Source organism: Fibrobacter sp. UWH4 (assembly GCF_900142475.1).
GTDB lineage: Bacteria > Fibrobacterota > Fibrobacteria > Fibrobacterales > Fibrobacteraceae > Fibrobacter.
The window spans coordinates 671,411-690,194 of sequence record NZ_FRAY01000001.1; the positions used below are offsets into that span (position 1 = coordinate 671,411).

7 protein-coding genes and 2 pseudogenes are annotated in these 18,784 nt (G+C 41.0%); 7 read left to right on the top strand and 2 right to left on the bottom strand.

From position 1 onward, the window contains the following. Nucleotides 1–36: 36 nt before the first annotated feature. From BUA93_RS02695 to BUA93_RS02705, 3 genes are read left to right on the top strand one after another with little or no spacing between them, the layout of a single operon-like run. Nucleotides 37–2,433 carry an LEPR-XLL domain-containing protein gene (locus BUA93_RS02695; RefSeq protein ID WP_072977166.1) on the top strand — a complete coding sequence of 799 codons (2,397 nt, stop codon included), beginning with the start codon at nt 37–39 and terminating at the stop codon, nt 2,431–2,433. Between the two features lie 13 nt (nt 2,434–2,446). Further along, nucleotides 2,447–3,733, top strand: a complete 1,287-nt coding sequence (locus BUA93_RS02700) for an AAA family ATPase (protein ID WP_072977168.1) — start codon at nt 2,447–2,449, stop codon at nt 3,731–3,733. Then, entirely contained in the window at nt 3,706–4,326 is a 621-nt protein-coding gene (locus tag BUA93_RS02705; protein WP_139257690.1) for an HNH endonuclease family protein, read from the top strand. Before BUA93_RS02700 ends, BUA93_RS02705 begins: the two co-directional genes overlap by 28 nt. Nucleotides 4,327–4,525: 199 nt before the next feature. On the opposite strand, the gene BUA93_RS02710 is transcribed toward BUA93_RS02705, so the two are convergent. Together BUA93_RS02710 and BUA93_RS02715 are read right to left on the bottom strand one after the other, a co-directional pair. Continuing rightward, nucleotides 4,526–5,110 (bottom strand): NADAR family protein, encoded by a 585-nt coding sequence (locus tag BUA93_RS02710; protein ID WP_072977171.1) that lies wholly within the window; start codon nt 5,108–5,110, stop codon nt 4,526–4,528. A 4-nt stretch (nt 5,111–5,114) separates the two neighbouring features. After that, nucleotides 5,115–6,083: a phosphoribosyltransferase-like protein gene (locus BUA93_RS02715; RefSeq protein WP_072977172.1), complete on the bottom strand. Its 969-nt coding sequence runs from the start codon at nt 6,081–6,083 to the stop codon at nt 5,115–5,117. A gap of 229 nt (nt 6,084–6,312) precedes the next feature. Between BUA93_RS02715 and BUA93_RS02720 the strand changes: the two genes are divergently transcribed. The 4 genes and pseudogenes from BUA93_RS02720 to BUA93_RS16730 all read left to right on the top strand — a co-directional run. After that, entirely contained in the window at nt 6,313–6,492 is a 180-nt protein-coding gene (locus tag BUA93_RS02720) for a hypothetical protein (RefSeq protein WP_139257692.1), read from the top strand. 18 nt (nt 6,493–6,510) lie between these two features. Then, a complete protein-coding gene (locus BUA93_RS15700; RefSeq protein ID WP_083597087.1) occupies nt 6,511–7,671 on the top strand; it encodes an FISUMP domain-containing protein in 1,161 nt (386 codons plus the stop codon). 8,201 nt (nt 7,672–15,872) lie between these two features. Continuing rightward, nucleotides 15,873–16,451, top strand: a pseudogene (locus BUA93_RS16725) (hypothetical protein); the annotation flags it as partial. 150 nt (nt 16,452–16,601) lie between these two features. Beyond that, a pseudogene (locus BUA93_RS16730) lies at nt 16,602–17,231 on the top strand (calcium-binding protein); the annotation flags it as partial. Between the last annotated feature and the right edge of the window lie 1,553 nt (nt 17,232–18,784).

Sequence of the window (18,784 nt, forward strand, 5' to 3'; positions counted from 1 at the left end):
TACGGGTAAAAAGTTTTTCACCAACAAAGGGTCGTTATGTCAAAGAAACAACAGAGAAAAAGTCTAAACAAGAACAACTACAAAATCGAGGCTCTCGAACCTCGTTTGATGATGGATGCCAATGTAGATTACAATGACTTTGTTGATGAAATTACTGATTACAATTATGCAAGTGCTCTGAGCTCAACTCTTTCAGAGATGCAGCAAAATGTTGACCAATCCTTTACGGAGGCTTTGGGCAAGTTAAATCTTGCTAACGTTTCTTCGGTACAGGATTTCTTCAGCAGCCTCACAAATGATGCTGCATCTAAATGGAATAGCTTGCTCCAGGCAATTTCCGCTATTCCGCAGAACCAACAGAATAGCCTAGAAGTCTCGGATATTGCCAGCGTGATTAATGCTGCCGATATTGGAATTTTGGCTTCGGCAGACAACAATACTCTTTCTCTTTCCGTTGAATCGTCCGCTACCCCCCTTTTAAATGCCTTAGAACTTGGTGACTTTGATGTTGCTTTAACCGACCTTTCGGCGGTTATTAATACATCTGCGAAAATAACCATTAGCTTTGCAGATGCTGCACCAAACGACAACGAAGACATTCTTACAGTATCCGCGATTAGTGGTACGGCTCTTGAAGCAGAGGTGAGTGTTGCTGACCTAAATACGGGTACGGGTGTTGGCTACATGAACATGTCCCTTAACGATGTTGCCGATGTAAACAATGATGTCGAATTGAGTGTTTCCTACGATTCTACGAATGGTTTTGATTCGCAATTCTTGATGGATGTTGAGTTGTCGCTGACTTCTGGAAATTTACCGTTTAGATTCAAAAATAATGGGCAAATCAAAATTACGGAAAATGATGGCGGAGATGTCGTTTGTTCGATTCCGGAAATAGAGTTTACGAATTCTCAATTTGATTTGCAGACGATTCTTGGAATAATTGATGAATTTGAAATTCCTTTCCTTAAACAATTGAGCTTTGAAATAGGTGGGGATCGGAAAAGGATTTCTGATATTGGGCTTATGATAAACGAGTATTGGACTCGTGCCTCCCTTGCGATGAACGCCGCTGTTTCGCGAGTAGAAAATGTTGATTGTCTGAATATGGAAACTCTCCGAAAATGCTTCGGGATGATTACCAACCTTTCGGCGGTTTCTGGAATACTTGATAAAATAGAAATTATTTCATCGAATTCTTCATTTGATATACTTTCGACAAATTCCTTTAGTGCGTCCGATATTGTAGACTTGTCTTCTGGTGAAATAAAAGTTCGTTTTACGCCAAATTTGTTGGATGTTGCTGGTGATGTTGATTTGGGACTTTTTAAGCTTGGCGGAGTGAAGGCTGATTGTTTTATTGAACTGAATTTAGGAGTATCGGTTAATGAAAATGGACGGTTGTCCTTTACATCGGTTTCCTTGAATGAAGTTGGCCTGTCTGTAAAAACAACGGCGCAAGATGAAAATGTCCACATAGGGCTTTTTGATGCTGAAGTAAAAAACTGTGGACTGGATTATAATATCTCTGTAAAGAATGTCCAAAATGAACTGAAATGGTCGTCAGATAAACTTGAAATCTCTTTTGGTACACTCGAGTTGAAATCTGGTTCGGTATGCGTTTGTAAAGTAAATGAGAATCCTACAGATAATACCTTTAAGTATAGTTTTGAAGATGCTGAATGGAAAATGCCTGATGCTATTAAGCAGTTTGTCTCGCTTTCGGGAGATACACTACAGCAGCAACTGTTGTCATATCTTAATGCTCTGCAAAGTTCCTTGCGTTCCCTTATTCGGGACAAGGTCAAGTTGGGCGTCTTTGACGGCTCTGTTGATAAAATTGTTGATGTCATTGACAAAATTGATAAGGTTGTTTATGGTTCTGAAGATAGTACAAATCCAGGACTGGTAAGTGTCCTGAATGGGTTGTATAAATTGAATTTTTCTAGCGTTGAAGATTTTGTTGAGATTTTTGATTCAAAATGGATGAAAGTTTTTGGCTTGACGCCGACTGACCTTTCCGAAAATGGAATCGTTGATGGGAAGGTCTGCTCCTTGAAATATATAGATTTGAACGGAAATGAGATTGTCCCGACTAGTGGTGAAGTGTCTGAAGGTGGAATCGAAGATGAACAGCAGCCGGATTTTAAAAAGTATCGAATCGATTTTAATATTTTCTTTAAGATAGATGAAGAAATGAACCTGGATTTTGCCAATAAGCTAGGTTCTATTTTGGCGAATGTTTCTACAGATGGAACAATTGGTTTTGTGGGAAAAGCCGGATTCAAGTTTAGTCTTGGTGTTGACTTCTCATCAGAAAAAATCTCTGCTGACACAACAATAGGCTCAATTCTTGGAACAAATGGTTCAGATGCTTTAGAAAACCATGATTACTTGACTGGTCAAGGTTCACTTTCATTTAGTTTTTACTAGCTTTGGAACGCAAATGCTGAATTTTCTCGAAACTACAAATGTCGGGCCGATTAAGCGGCTGTCGGTTAGTTTTGCCAAGCGCCTGAATGTTCTTACTGGTGACAACGGTCTAGGCAAGACTTTTTTCCTTGATACGGTCTGGTATGCCATGACCCGCAAGTGGCCCGCCGAGGTTAACCAGAACCTGTTCTCGGGCCTTGTGGGTCGGCCGCAGGATCCAACTTCTGAATCCTTTATTCGGTTCAATCTGACAACCGAACACGATAACCATGTAGACTACAAGGCCACCTTTGACCGTGCTGAACAGGGGTGGGTAGGTCAGGTAGGCAGGCCCTACAATGCAGGGCTTGTTATTTACGCCCTTGCCGATGGCAGTTTCTGCGTCTGGGACCCTGCCAGGAACTATTGGAAGAATGGGGCGACCGCAGACATTCAGGAACGCAGGCCCGCTTTTGTTTTCTCTTCGCGCGAGATATGGGAAGGCCAGAAGGATGGCGACAAGTCCGTCTGCAATGGCCTGCTTGCGGACATGCTCAAGTGGCAAGTCCAGAAGGGTGGTGAGTTCAGAATCCTTGAAAACTTGCTCGTGAATTTATCCCCGCCCGACTTCAGTTTGAAGATTTCGACACCGACGCGCCTTTCTGTTGACGATGTTCGCGACATCCCGACCATTGCCATGCCTTATGGAAATGTTCCTGTGCTCCATGCGTCTGCGGGTATTCGCCGGATTCTTGCTTTGGCTTACTGCCTTACTTGGGCCTATAGCGAACACCGCAAGGCGTCCCAACTTCGCGGGGTTCCGACAGCTTCGCAGGTGACTTTCTTGATGGACGAAGTGGAGGCACATTTGCATCCACGCTGGCAAAAGAAAGTTCTCAATTCAATCCTTGTCGCTATTGGCGAAATGTATGGCGAGGGTGCCGATGTGCAGGTAATTGCCTCTACACATTCGGCCCTGGTAATGACTTCGCTCGAAGATACCTTCGACAAATCGCTTGACAAGTGGTTCGATTTCGATTCTGTCGATGGTGGTGCAATCAGTTTTGAGGAACGTCCGTTCGAGAAGATGGGCTCTTCTGATTCTTGGCTTACGAGCGAGGCTTTTGATTTGGCCTCTCCCCGTTCTCCGGAATCCGAGGCGTTGTTGAAAGAAATGAACGATGCGTTGCGAGAGAATTCGGGGGCTACCCCGGAGCGTATCCGCGGACTTTATGATAAACTTTTGCAGAAACTTTCACCTTTGGATGAAGATTTGTTCGTTATTCGTCATATATGCAAGAAGAAGGGCTTTATAGAATGATTCCTGTAAGGCCTCAGATAGAACCTGCCGATTTTGATGATAAAGTGCGTAAACCGGGCAATGCTTGGCTGCGGGCGAATCCGGGTGTGGATCCCAGCAAGTACAGAAATTTTTGGACGGCATGTCTAGGTGAGATGGCTGACCTTTATGGCCATACTTGTGCTTACTTGGCGATATACTTTGATTCCGTATATGGAGCCGATTCGGTAGACCATTTTATTCCCAAGTCTGACCCGATAAACGGAAAGAAACTTGCTTACGAATGGGGTAACTACCGCCTTTGTTGCCTTGGTGAGAACCGTAAGAAACGGACTAAAGTCCCTCCCCTGGATCCGTTCGACCCGCACATGAAGCAGGATTCGTTCTTCATTAATTTTGCGGATGGCTCCATCTACCCCAATCCCGGTTATGATGAAACCTATAAGCAGAAATGCTGGGACACGATAGAGGCTTTGCAACTAGACAGGCCTAATTGTCGCAAGATGCGCAAAAGTTTTTTTGAAATGTATGTTAAGGATCCTGCATCATACATTAAGTACCTACAAAAAAATGCCCCCTTTATTTATCAGGAAGTGGTGCGTCAGGGGCTGTAATGTAGCCCTATTCTGCAGTCAGGTCTTCGCACAGCACGAGTTTTTCGTTTTTCCAGGTTTCCAGGCCGTTCTGCAGTAGCAGTTTGCCCGTGGCCCACATCAGCCGGACATCGATGATTCGAACTGCGGCTTTTCCTGGTTCTGTGCGGTCATTGGACTGTCGGTTAGGGTGTGGTTTGGGTGGAAATAATAGTAAAAATCAGAATCCAGGAAAAATGATTTTTCCCCCGATTTCTGTTTTCGTGACAGATGTTGTGTATTTTATTTCATTTTCTAATAGAAAAAAACAATCTTTTCTCTCTTGGATTTTTTCTCTTTGTTCTCGGATTTCCATCCACAAGCGTCCTAGAGCATTTGTTCCTTGATAAGTTTTGGGAGAAATCTTCTTTGTTCCCCAGAATTCATCTTTTGATGATATTTCAACGATGTCGTTATTTCGTGTTTTTTCAAAAATATCGTTGAAATAATTAGTATATGCAGTATATTTCATAAATAAACTAAAACGCATTATTTTAATTCGATTAGATTGCATTTCTTTGACATATTTGTAGGCTGTTTTTTTGGACTCTAAACCGTTTGGTGCGTCTAGAATTTCTGATTGAATCGATGGGTTGTTTTGAAATTTTAGTGCCTGATATAGATGTTCTGAAGACTTGATTAAAGTATTCTCTAACAAGAAAGGGAATCTCATTCCCATATTGGAAAAGGCGCCCCATTTATCTGAAGCTCTTACAAATGCGCAGGACTTGGTTAGATGGTATATGCGAATGCTGTTCTGTTGCATATGATTAACGACTGTAACCGTCTCTGATCATTAACGGATACCAATTGAATGTTGAAAGAGGTGAATAGCTTCCCCACCAGATGACAAGTGGTGTTGCATTTGGACAATTTCTATAAGAGAATACACTGCCTCCAAACCCCCAGCCTCTACGATAAGGAACTACACCTAATGGTCTATAAATTTTTTTCTTTTCGTCCGATAAACGGCTCCATATTTCAGCTCCTTTAATAAAAAATGCTTCTTCACACATTATTCTGGCATCTTCATTGGGGAAAACTTGGTTGTTTCCTGTAGCGGGTGTATCTCTTAGGTAGGAATCACATAAACCCATTGCTTGGAATTTTTCCTTGAAAATATTATTCTGCATACACTTAATATGTGGCCAAAATACTTCTGATTGATTTTTGCAACACGCTCTGTTTTCTAGACGTAAACAATGTAACAAATTTATTTCTTTGTGATGGTCTGCAAAATACCATTCGTTATATGAATGAAGCACTATGGGACAAATACTGATTTTCTTGCTATTGTCTAAATTGGTTATATCGTTTGATATTCGTCCAAAAGTAAAAGCAAAATCATCAAGATAGAAAAGGTTTTCTGCCTTGCGTTCATCTTGACAATAGGCGATGTTTTCTTTCAGTAGGGCCTCCTTTAATATTTCTACCATCGCTTTTTGGCTTTTTCCGTCTTTTTGACAATCTAAAATGAATGTTTTTGCCCAATAAGCTCTTGGATCGTTGTTAGTAAGGACAGGATCCTTTGCCTTTGTTGAGCACATGTTGATATATCTTTCTTTGTCAATAAAAAGGCCGCATCCCATTATTTGATCCATTGTTGTAATGATAGCCTCTTGATATTTCTTATCGAATTGATTCAGCCAATGTTCTATATGTCTTCTTGCTGATTGTTCGTCTATTACATAGGTTGGTCTTAATTTATATTCAAGGATAGCGTGGATTATGTTCTTCATAAAAAGTCCTTTCCGGTATAACCGGGGTGTTTTACTAGAAATTAGGTTAAAATGATTCTGTATTGTTTTTTTTGAAGGGAAAAGTTGTTGCGATGTGACGTGAATCACGCTGGTTTTAAATTGAATACGGCTATAATACGCTCCGTATTGCCGGTATACAAAAAATGTTAGACCTCGGGGCGGGGTGTGGGGTGAATATGGGGGCTTTTTACCCCCATTTGGGGTGTTTGTGGCTGGAAAAACGCCCATCTTTATTATCTTTTTCTTAAAAATAAGAACAGATTTTGTTCCTATGAATGAATCGGATGTAAAAGTAAAAGGGCCTGGTCCCTATTCGATTGAGCGGTTGAAACCGCGATTTATGGTGGATGCCCTGTCCATCGGGATTCTGATTTCGAAAAAAGTTTAATAACAGGAGTACCAAAAGATGAACAAGTTCAAGACACTACTTTTCTTAGCCGTGTTTGGCGGAATAGGCCTTTGGGGCTGTGACGATTCGTCGTCGGCAAGTGATGATAACAATGAAACATCCGCTGTTGAATCGTCTTCAAGCGTAAAGGACTCTGATTCCACCGAAGAGTCATCCTCTTCGATTGACAAGAAGTCGTCGGGAAACGAAACCAAAGACCAGTCATCGAGTAGTAACGCTAAGTCGAGTAGTTCCGCGAAAGAAACAAAGAATTCGTCCGACTCCAAGAGTTCAAGTTCTGTGAAGTCGGGTGAATCTTCTAGCGGCAAGAATCAGGATGTATCTAGTTCGTCGGTGAGTTTGTCTTCAAGCGAAAAGCAAAGCAGTAGTTCCTCCGAGAAACAGTCTAGTTCAAGTTCTGTCTTGCCTAAATCCAGTAGTTCCGTTTTTGAAGTTGACTCTTCCAGATTATGCACGCCTGGGTATGATTATTGTTATCGTCCTTTGGGAGCAGATAGTTTACAGGCGGGAGCGTATAAAAAATATAAGGATACTCGCAATGGACGAGAGTATTTCTATTTGACAATAAATGGTAAAGATACAAGTGGAAAAAAGGCTTCTGTAACGGTATTTGCGGAAAATCTGAATATAGGTGAAATGGTTGACGGTTCAGAAAACCAATCGGATAACGATAAAATAGAACGTTACTGTTATAACAATGATACGACGAACTGTGTGGAGTATGGTGGGCTTTACCAGTGGGCGGAGATGATGAACCTTCCGTTCGAATGCAATAGTAAGAGCTGTGCCGACTCCATTAAGCCGAATCATCAGGGAATTTGCCCAAAGGACTGGCGTCTTATGACATATAATGACTTTTATATTGTAGTTCACGCAGATGGAAATGATGCGGGTGTGAAAGGTGTTAGATCAATGGGTTTTGGCGGCCTTAACTATACGGGGTATAGTTTGATCGGTGCGGGAATGAGGCTCTATGATGATGGGGTATCATCTTTTATTGATATAAATGAAGCTGCATATTGGTTTTTCCCTACAGAAAAAGAAAATAAGACAACATGGGCAGGTGTGGCTTTCACTATCAAATCAATTCAAAATTTTGATAATGGTTATGGACCGAAGATTGATGGATATCCAGTCCGTTGTGTAAAGATTGACTAACGAATTCATAATAAGGATGACATATGGCCAAGAAAAACTACAATCACGGAATGAACAATTTCAAAATTGAACAGCTTGAACCCCGCCAGATGTTCAGCGCCGATGTTGGTCTAAACGATATTGAACAACAGCTGAATAACATTCCTGACATTGTTGAAAATACTTTGGAAAGTATTGATAATCTGCAAATGTCAAACCTTGGTCTAGATGCCACCCTTAACTCTGCCTCGGCTATTTTGCCGGATATCGCGACAGATATACAATCGTTAATTTCTGCGGCCTTTACAAGCTATAAGGGTTCTTTGCCCCCAAATACAGAGTCGGTTTCACTAGATGCCCTTGCCGCTGAATTAAATAATAGAATCACGACTGATTTGCCACAGAGTTTTGTTAATCCTTCGTTCAGTGTGCAAAATGAAGATACACTTAAATTGAATCTAGGTTATCAATCTAACGCTGATGTCGGAAACTTGAATATAGATGCCGTGGCCCTACAGACGAACAATGTGACCATTTCAGCCTCGGTGTTGGCAAATGTGTCGGTAGAGATTGATTTTGACAAGGATGATGATGCAGTCCCTGCTGAAAGCAGTTCTGATATTGAAATTTCTGCCGATATATCCAATATTAATATATCCGTTCCAAATTTTGGAGGAACGGCGGAATTCATGAATTTATCCGTTTTAGAGCAGAATGATGATGTTGCTGACCTTGGATTAAACTACAACGGAATATCATCTCTGCAGACCACTTCTCTTGATCTGGAATATCGTCTTGACAATACAAATGCAGGTATGCCATTCGATATAAAAAATGCTAATGATGTTATCGGCGTGACCAAGGCAACGAATGGTGATTTTTCTGTTTCAATGCCTGAACTTCAGCTAAAAAGTGGTATTGAAGGGTTTTCGCTAGAAAATATTCTCCAAGGTCTTGATTTCGAAAAAATTCCTTTTATTCGCGATTATAAATTTGGTGGGAAGACTGTTTCCTCTTACATTGCGGACTTGCAAAAATTTTGGGCAAGAGCCTCTTTTGCAATTAATGGCGCTGTTGAACAGGACTCGACGGGAGCGAGTCCTGTCTATCAACTGAATTTGGGAAAAATCGGAACCTATTTCTCTAAACTGATTGCCAATGTAGAAAATGTTGGATTACTGCTTAAGTCTTTCACTCTGGAAGATGAAAATCATAACCTGGTGAATTTGTACGGTTCTGCAACGAATATCTCATCAAACGATTCGTTGCTGGACCTGTCTTCTTCACCAACATCAATTTATCTGAATTTTAAGCCCAATATTCCCAATATTGCACCGCAACCGAACCAAACTATAGACTTGGGGCTACTGAAATTAAACGACCTTGATGTAGATTGTTCCATTAGAGTTGAAGTGCCGATACATGTGGATCAAAATTCCGGTCAGTTGTCTTTTGATGGCTTTGCGTTGGATGATTTTAAACTAAAGGTATCAAAGACGGATATCAATGGAGAATTGGCTCTTGGCTTGTTCAATGCATCTGTCCAAGGCGGCTCGTTTGAGTTGGAAGTTGGATATGATGTGAATACAAATGAATTGCTGATTTCCGAACCGAAATTCTCGGTGGAATCAGCAACATTAAAGTCAGGTACGGTAACTGTTGCAAAACTAGATGCTGCCGAAAACCCTTATGAATTCGGTTATGATTCGCTGACCGAAAACTGGATTGTACCAGATGAGATAAAAGCTTTTGCGTCGCTATCCGGTGAAACTCTTTCCCTTCAAGTTGCTGCATATCTTCAATCAATGCAAACCGCCCTTCGCAAACAGCTGGAAGATAATGTCAAGTTGGATTTCCTGGGAAGCTCCATTGAAAAAGTTGCAGATGTCGTTGACAAAATAGACATGGTTGTTAACGGATTTGTGGATCCGTCTAATTCTGCAAATAATGTTGTTGGCTTGTTTGTTGTTGATAAGGGTAAATACAAGGCTAATTTTTCTAGTGTAGAAACATTTGTTGAGGTTTTCAATAATGCGTGGAAAAAGGCTTTCAAGATAAATGATAATGTTTGCTCTTTAAGTTATGTTGGATTCGTTGGTGATGAGGCGACTGTTATAGATGATGTAGAAAATACGAATGATTCAATAAAAAATAATTTTAAATTGGATCACTATACCTTTGAATTTAATTTGAAATTTAGCAATGAAGTCGATTTTGACTTGAACCTGGCGAAATCGCTTGGTGATGATTTTGTGAATGTTGCAACATTTGGAAATGTTGTTGTCTCTTGTGAAGCCGGCGTAAATTTTAAGTTGAATGTAAATTTTAAATATTCGACTATTGGTAACGAAACTAACATAGGCGATATAATAGATGATGCAAATGTCGGTCAAAATGAAACATACTATTTCTATGATGTAGGAAACCAACTGCAGATAACAAAAACAAAAGATGTAATAATTGACGGCAATAATGAAGATTATTCATTCTCGTTTAAGGTGAAACCTAATAGTGCATCAAATGAAACAACTGTTTTAGTGTTGAGCGGAGGAATATCTTCTCAGAATTTTAGATATGTCGCAGAATCTCGTGGAACGAATGGTGAATATACGACACTGTTAAATACGGGTCTACCGGATATAGAATATAATGTCCAAAATAGGAAACTGATTTTTACAAGTGATGAAGATTTTAGCATTTGTCGTTCCGAAGAAGCTGATGCATTTGGTGAGTTGAAACTCGTTAATACAGTTTTGCAGACATGTTGTTCTTTAACATTGGATTATAATCCGCTTAGTATTGTTCTTAAAGATGCGAAAAATGCATCTAATCAAACTATAACTTTAAAATTATCAAATGTTATAGATTTTGCTAAAGACCTTTTTAGCAAAGGGGTGGCCGAAAATGCCAATTGGTGGGAAAGCCTAGACAAATACCTCTCACTTCAAAAAAATGATGAGGACCAGTTCGGCTTGGATTCTGTTGGCGAATTGGATTTTGGACGATCTATCAAGAATACATATGGATTGTATGTTATAGAAGCCGATTCCAGTGGCGTCGTTCGGTTTGGCTGTGACCCATCTCTGCTTCAAGGATATAAAACGAGTCGTGTTGGAGATGCGATTGTCGTTGACTCACCTTATTACACGCTTGAATCAAACTCTGGATTCAAGTATATGCGTATGTCAGGTGTGCTGAATGCATCGGGAGTGATTGGTACAGAAAAGGGAATCTTGCTAGAAAAGTATTCTATAGATGTCGCTACGGGAAATTGTGAATATAAATCAAAATATATTGATTCTCCTGCGCATAATACTTGTTTTACGGCTAGCACGAATGAATCTGATGCCATTGCGGACAAGAATAGTCTTCAATCTTCTATAAATTACGTTGTTGGAACCGATCCTGAAAATCCGGTCGTTGATGCCGATTTTAATGGAAAGTTCCTTGTACAAGAAAATACTATTAGCCAAGAACAAAATTCAGACGAATATACTGTAGGAGTATTTGCGACAAGCAAGGAAAAAGCATGTTGGAGAATCGTTTCTGACAGCAGCAACCTTGTGTTGGAAAAATATCAAGTGATAGGCAAAGCCCTTACCCTTGTTGATTCGATAACGCTCGATAGTGTAACATCTCTGTCTTTGGGGGCTAATCTCGATAAAGCACAAGAATCTTACAATGCTTTAGTCTTGGAACTTCAGAAACTCTGTGAAGGTGCGTTTGATTTATCTTTTGTTGATGAATCAGGAACTTATTCAATAGGTGTTACTTCCAATAAAACAGAAATTTATTCTGCTACGGTCTCTGATAAGTTTTTAGATATAACCATAGGCTCTGACGAATTACATATAGATACCAAGAATTGTAGTGATTCAAATGACCTTTCTCGTGCTATAGAGGATGCCTGGAAAGCAAATAATTCTACCACGCAAAATGGAGCGTTGAAATCTGTTTCTGTACAGAATGATAAAGTTGTATTTGCTGTTGCTGAAGGGACTTCTGTTGTAAGCGCTACTTTAGGACTTGATTCAAATACAATTGGCGAGAAAAATGACTTTAAGCTGGTCGATTTCGGTGGAAATAATCTTGGCCCTGTAGATTTCGAGTCTTTGCTTGGTGGAGTTGATGCAGATGCCAACATTGTGGCTGTAGTTAATGCCATTAACGCTCTGATTAATCCAAATAGTCTAGATGACTTGCCCTCCTTATGTTGGCAGGATGTAAAAGACAATCCGATGGACCATCTTGAATTTCGCTCGAATGCTGCATTTGCGCTTGAAAATATTGGTTCGAGTAAAGTCCTCGAAAGGCTAGGCTTCTCGCCAATGAGGGCTAGCAAATGTGGTAATGATGATTATCGCATTGTTGGCAAGACCTTGCTTGGCGTTGATTGGTCTAAATTATTTAGCCTTGATGAAAGTGCCGATGCCAAGGTAGAATTGTATGCGAAGGTCGATTTCTCTATTGGTAAAGCTATAGATGTTAAAGAGGTTGATACTAGCGATCAGGAATTAATTGTAATCTCGTTGGATGAAAATGCAAATAAGAGCTCGTTTGCTGTTGGTGGATATGTTAAGTTTGGAGATGTTTACTTTAAGATTCATAATCTTGATGTAAATTCGGAAGGGAACGTTGATTCCATTACAGTTTCAAAAAATGATTGGATTGTTATCAAGGAAAACGCCTCGACTACAGTCAATTGGGATGACCCGAATATATCTTTAAGATATGTCGCTGCCATTGAGGCCACTTTCAATTTTGTTGATGTGAATCTCGTCGCTGACGGTTCAGTGCATATTGAGGCGACTTTTACTGCAAATAAGAAGACTGATGCTAATAATGCTAACGATTCGTTCTTGAGTAACTGGGAATTCCAGAATCCTCAGTTTGTGTATACATCGGCCAATCAACAATCTGAATCTTCAAATAAGTTCGAATTTGGCGGCGCTGTCGCGGTTCCTGGTTTTGACACATTCTATATCGGCGAAAACAAGATTGAACTAGAGGAAAAGAATGGACTTCCGTCAATAAAATCTGATTTTTCTGGCCTAGAAACAGCAATACATGATAAACTTTCTGATTTGTCAAATTTCTCAGTGCAAGATGTCTATGCCTTGCTTGATGGGCTTGTAGATCGTTTGACCGCCATTGCTAAGAATAGCGACATCAAAATTCCTGTTATCAATAAATCGGTTGGCGATTTGGTGAATGTCGCAAACGATATTCGAAAAATCGTGAACAACTTGCGTAAGGACAATATTGTTAGCTTGCAGGGATTGAATAATCGATTAATCAAATATCTTAATGATTTTGGTTTGACAAGTACACAGGGTAAAGAAATTTTTAAGTTAAAATACAACAATGAACTACAGCAAATAGGCATAGAATTCAATGTTCGAAAAGCTTTTAGTTCTGTTCATAAATTTAATTTCGGTAATGGCTCAACAGGTATAAGCGGTAATGCTGATTTGAAGGTCTCAGGAGGGTTTTGGTTTGAACTTTCTGCGAATATGGATTCCTCTTTTGACTTTGTTTTGGGTGATGTAATAAAATTTGGCGCTGATATTGATATAGTTGGAGAAAAACTTTCGTTTAATTTGGGAGTTGATGCCGCAGGTGATTCTGCAACTCAATCAGAAATAGCAGTTCTGCTGAAAGACTTAATTACGGTTGGTTCCAACAATAACGATGCGTTTATTTTTGGAAATGCCGCATTGATTGGAATGTTTGGTGAAGATGGTGTTTCTCTAGCGACTTGGAAAAAACAAAATGGGTCTGATTACAGTCAAAATCCTAAGTTGGCAATACCAATGGTCGTTTGTAGCAAATTGCCCATAAGTGTTTGTGGTTATTCTCTTGGCGATGTGTTGTTTGGCAAGTGGATGAACGGTGGTATTGTCAATGCCGCAAATGTTGAATCGGCAAAAGCCTATAAGTCCCAGATAGAGCAGTATTGTAGCGATTGGTTATCAGGAATAACACCTGTCGCTATCGGAGAGGCTGTAAAAGTAGTTTATGATTCTTCTAGGACGAGTAATCAAAATGATTCAGGATGTTCCTTAAGACTGAAAGAATCTGACTCTGCAAATAATGGCGATTTTGTCGTTGATTTTAGCAGTGTGTATTCTAAGATGGAGGAAATCTTAAGTGGTGATTTTGATTGGTTTGATAAGATAAAATTAGCCATAACGGGCCTGAATCGTCTGCTAGACACCATGGAATCAAGCATTAACGGTGGCATGATGAGCGATTTGGTCAATGTGCCTGTGGTTGGCGGAACATTGAGCTCAGGTGTCGATTTCTTGAGTGACCTTAAACAGAAAATTCTTGAGCCATTCTCGAATTTTGTTTATGAATCAACCGGCATGACGGCTCAAATGGTTGCTCAAAAATTGAGTGAGCTTTTGGATGGCTATTTAATCATTCCGGGAGCAAGTGTACCTTCTATTAATGTGTCTTCCGGTGAAGAGTTATGGAAAAATGACATTAGTAACAATCTTCTATACCGACAGGGAAATGAATTTGCGGAATGGTTCTTTAGGCTAGGCGGAGATTACTCCTTTGGCTCCAATATTGGATTTGACCTTGGATATCCTGGACTCGGATTGGAAGCGGAAGGTGGATTAAACCTTAGTTTGTCCTGGTCGCTTGAATTTGGCTTTGGAGTGTCAAAGGAGAAAGGTTTCTATTTCATCTTCGGCGAAGGTGACGAAGTAAGTGCCAAGGTTTCGGGTCTTTTTGAAGATGATTCGGATGTTCTCGGCAAAATGGCCGGATTGGGCATGATGCTGGAACTTGATTCGGATGACGGCGTTGAGATTAATTTTGGCCTGAATTTCGAGGATGGAGTGTCAAATTACAGTGCCTATGAATCGGCCTTTGGCACAATGGTAATAGCTGATACATCAAAGAAACTTGTTGGGGTTGACCTTTCCCAGGCAATGGGAGTGCTTCCTCAATTTAGTTTTACCGCCAACGCAGATATTGAAACAAAAATTACTGTTGGCGTTTTGAAAGATGTCAAGTCGTCTGATACACCTAAATTTCCTAATGTAAGTGGAGATTTTGTCTTCCATTGGACAGATGGAAATATAACCCAATTGGGATTCAGTGAGATGAAACTCGATATGGGGTCATTTATTAGTGGAGTTCTAGCGCCGATTGTATCCAAGATTCAAAAAGTTGTTGAACCGTTAAAACCACTAATTGATTTCTTGACAACGCCATTCCCTGTACTTAAAGACTTAGATATTATTATTACTCCGCTTAGCCTTGCCAAGGAATTTAGTAAAGGCAAATTTGATGATGGCATGGTTTACGCCATTAAAGATCTTATTGCTTTGAGTGATAAAATTACTGCATTGGGTAATGGTAAAAATATGGCAATAAAGTTGGGAAACTTTATGCTTTATGATGGTATAGTTCGACCTAATGAAAGAACCGCTGCATTAGCTTTCTTGAATGGGAGCGCCTCTAAAAACTCGTTAGATGATTCAATAGGAAAATATGTTTTTGACGACGATTCAAACCTTTTTGATATTTCTTCTATAAAGGATTCATCTTCAGCAATGTTGTCTGGGGGTGGTTTCAATGTGGGGGATGGTTCCTGGCGATTTATCTGGGACAAACCGACTGACATTTTCAAACTGCTGCTCGGTCAAGATATTGATTTGGTCCATTATGATATGCCCAAGCTCAGTTTTGACTTTGACTGGGATACATTCATTCGTATTTGGGCTCCGCTTGGCGTTCGTTTAGGAGTGTCTTTCAATGCGAATATAGACCTTGCCTTTGGCTATGATACCTTAGGTATTCGACAGTGGGTGGGTAGCGACTATAAGGACTTTAGCCGCCTGTTGAATGGATTCTATGTCGATGATCTTGATGAAAAGGGTAATGATAAAAATGAGCTCTCTTTCTATGGTGGGTTAAAAGCATCTGCAGAATTGAATGCTGGCGTTAGTGCCGGTGTTGGCGGCGGTGTTGGCATCAATGTAGGCTTCAATTTGTTTGACCCGAACAAGGATGGTAAACTTCGCCTGAACGAAATTGAACGAGTATTCAAGGAAGAAGGCCTTTTTGGCATGTTCGATGTAAATGGAGCCATTACAGCCAAGTTGTATGCCTACCTTGATTTATTGTTCTATACCAAGAAGTGGAACATTACGGACGACATCACCCTATTTGAATTTAATTATGAACATCATTTAAGCCCTGTAATGATTTCAAAGTCGGGTGATGATGTCGTTGCGAATATTGGTTCTAATGCATCGAGCCGTGTAGCGACCAATGATTTGAATAAGACTCTGGATGATGGTGATGAAACACTTGTGCTTACCCTTGGTAAAGATTCGGTTTCTGACAAATATGGTCATGAGGAGTCTATTACGGATGGTAAATTAATCATCAATGCAGAACAGGGAAATGATAAAATTTATCTAAAATCGGGAAATGCTACGAAACCTTCTGAATTTAATATCATCATTAATGGTGGTGATGGTAATGATATTATCGACCTATCTGACCTGTATGTTGCCGCTGGTTATTATGTCCTGATTACGGGCGGTGCCGGTGCCGATAATATTACCGGTGCCCATGGCTTGAACATAATCTTCGGTGATACTGGAACCGTCCGTGTCGATAAGGAAAAAGACGAGAATGAACAGGATGTTTATAGACTAGTAGCAGAAGCGAATGTAGATGCGAACCAGGCCGGAGGTGATACAATTCTTGGTAACTCTGGTCATGATATTATTTTTGGCGGTGCTGGAGATGACCAAGTTGATGGTGGAGATGGTGTAGACTATATCTTTGGCGATGGCGGTTCCTGGTCAATACTGACAAATGAAAATGATGTTGTTGCCGCACTGCATGAAATATCTAATGGTCTTGTAAAAGATAATGTTCGCATTTCCCGTACGGATATCAGCCTAGATGGCGGTAAGGATACGCTCATTGGCGGTGATGGCGATGATGTAATTTATGGCGGTGGCGGTGACGACCATATTGATGGTGGTGCCGGTAATGATTTAATCTATGGCGAAAAGGGGCATGACCGCATTCTTGGTGGTTCGGGTAACGATACCATCTATGGTGGCGAAGGTATGGATATTGTCTTTGGTGACAGGATTACGGATGGCTCCAAAGATGTTGCAGCTCCCTTTGCTGTTGATACAACGAACAAGACTGCTGCTTTTAGTCAGGAATTTATTGATGCGCAGTTTGCAAAGGATGATCCAGATAAATATAAAATCGCACAAGAAGAATTTGAATTCATTATCGAAAAATTGAATGATAAAGGATCTGTATCTACAGTACCTGTGAGCAATACGGATTCCTCTGAAGACAATGGTTCCGATATTATCTACGGCGATGACGGTAATGACCTGCTCTTCGGCGATGATGGTAGTGATACAACTATAGGTGGCGCTGATTCAATTTACGGCGGTATTGGCAACGACATCATCGACGGCGATGGCGGAAACGATACCATCAGCGGTGGCATTGACAACGATTTAATTTATGGTGGTGCCGATGACGATATCATTGACGGTGGTGCCGGCAACGATATGCTGTACGGCGATAACGGCGTAAGGGATTATGTAGTTAAGGCGGATGACAAAACTGTTAATGCGGACAAGGTGGATAATGCGAATGGGACCGACAAAATCGTTTTCGGCGATAATCTTGGCTTGCATGGCGAATTATATGCCAATGCAGAGGTAAAACCCGATGCCAATGGGGGTAATGACAAAATAACTACTGGCCCGGGCATGGACTTCGTTGATGGTCAGGGCGGTAGTGACAAGATTACCGTTAAGTTGATGGGCGACAGTACCACGAATTACACCAATGTGACTGATTCTGGGTTAGATGGTTCCGATACACTTGTTGTTGAAGGTACGGAAAGTATTGACCGCTTGCTGTTGCGCCAGAATGAAGAACAAAACTTGGGCTTTGTTGCACTTCTGCCAATTACAGAAAATGATTTTGACTCTGAAATTAGCGAGACTGTAAAAAAGAATCTCAATTCCAACATTGAACGTGTGAACTACACCCAGGGAGTCGATGTCCTGAATGTTAACGCAAATGGCGGCGATGACCAGGTGTATATCGATGGAACCGCGCAAACGACCAATGTTGATGGCGGTGCAGGGGCCGATAAATTCTATGTTGGACAACTCTACAATTCTGACAGGGTTCCCGGCACTTCGGCCAATATCCAACCTGTTGATAAATTCAATGCGACAAAGACGAACGAAGAGTCGTACCTAAGCGATGGTGTATCCAGTGGAACAAAACTCAATATTGAAGGTGGCTCCGGTGCCGATGAATTTGTTGCACTGAACAATGTGGGCGCGCTTAGTATGTCCGGTGGTCGTGGCGACGACACCTTCAGTGTATACTCTTTCCGCAAGGAAGATGGGGTAACTCCGTTTGACCGTGGTGCAATGACCATTGATGGCGGAAAAGATACGGATACGCTGAATGTTCGTGGAACCGATGCCGAAGATGTGTTTGTCGTGACTAAGGAGGGCATGCTGAGTGACCTTGTCGCCATCAAGGCTGCCGGTGTCGAAAGTACTCAGTTCGATGCCGCTGCCGGTGACGATATGTTCTATGTCGTGGGCAACAAGTCTACCGATGTGACAGAACTTAATGGCGGTAAGGGCAACGATACCTTTAGCATGGGCGGTCTCGACAAGGAATACACACTCCGAAGCGCCAACACTGACGGTCAGACTGTTGATGTCAAGTATGAATTCGTTGATGCAAATGGTGTAGCCGATACGAGCAAGGAATCCTTGACAGAAAGCTTTACTGTCGTTGATTCCGATAGTGCGCCTGCCGTTTTCATCGTTGAAAACAAGGGAACTCAAAACCAACCTGACTTTGAAATACAAGAATCCTATGAAGTGTTTCTTTCAAGTGAAAATGCTGCTCCGGTGTCCTTCTTTGTTGGGTGTGCCGGACTTCAAAATAACCAAACTCTTGATGTGACGATAAGCGCGCCTGTTCCCTCAACGGTGGACTCCAATCGTGGAGACAGGGGCTTCCTTGTAGGATATAGGAAAAATGCGGGAGGTGGCATTGAGTGGGGAGAGACCATAACGGTCCATCCGACAAATAA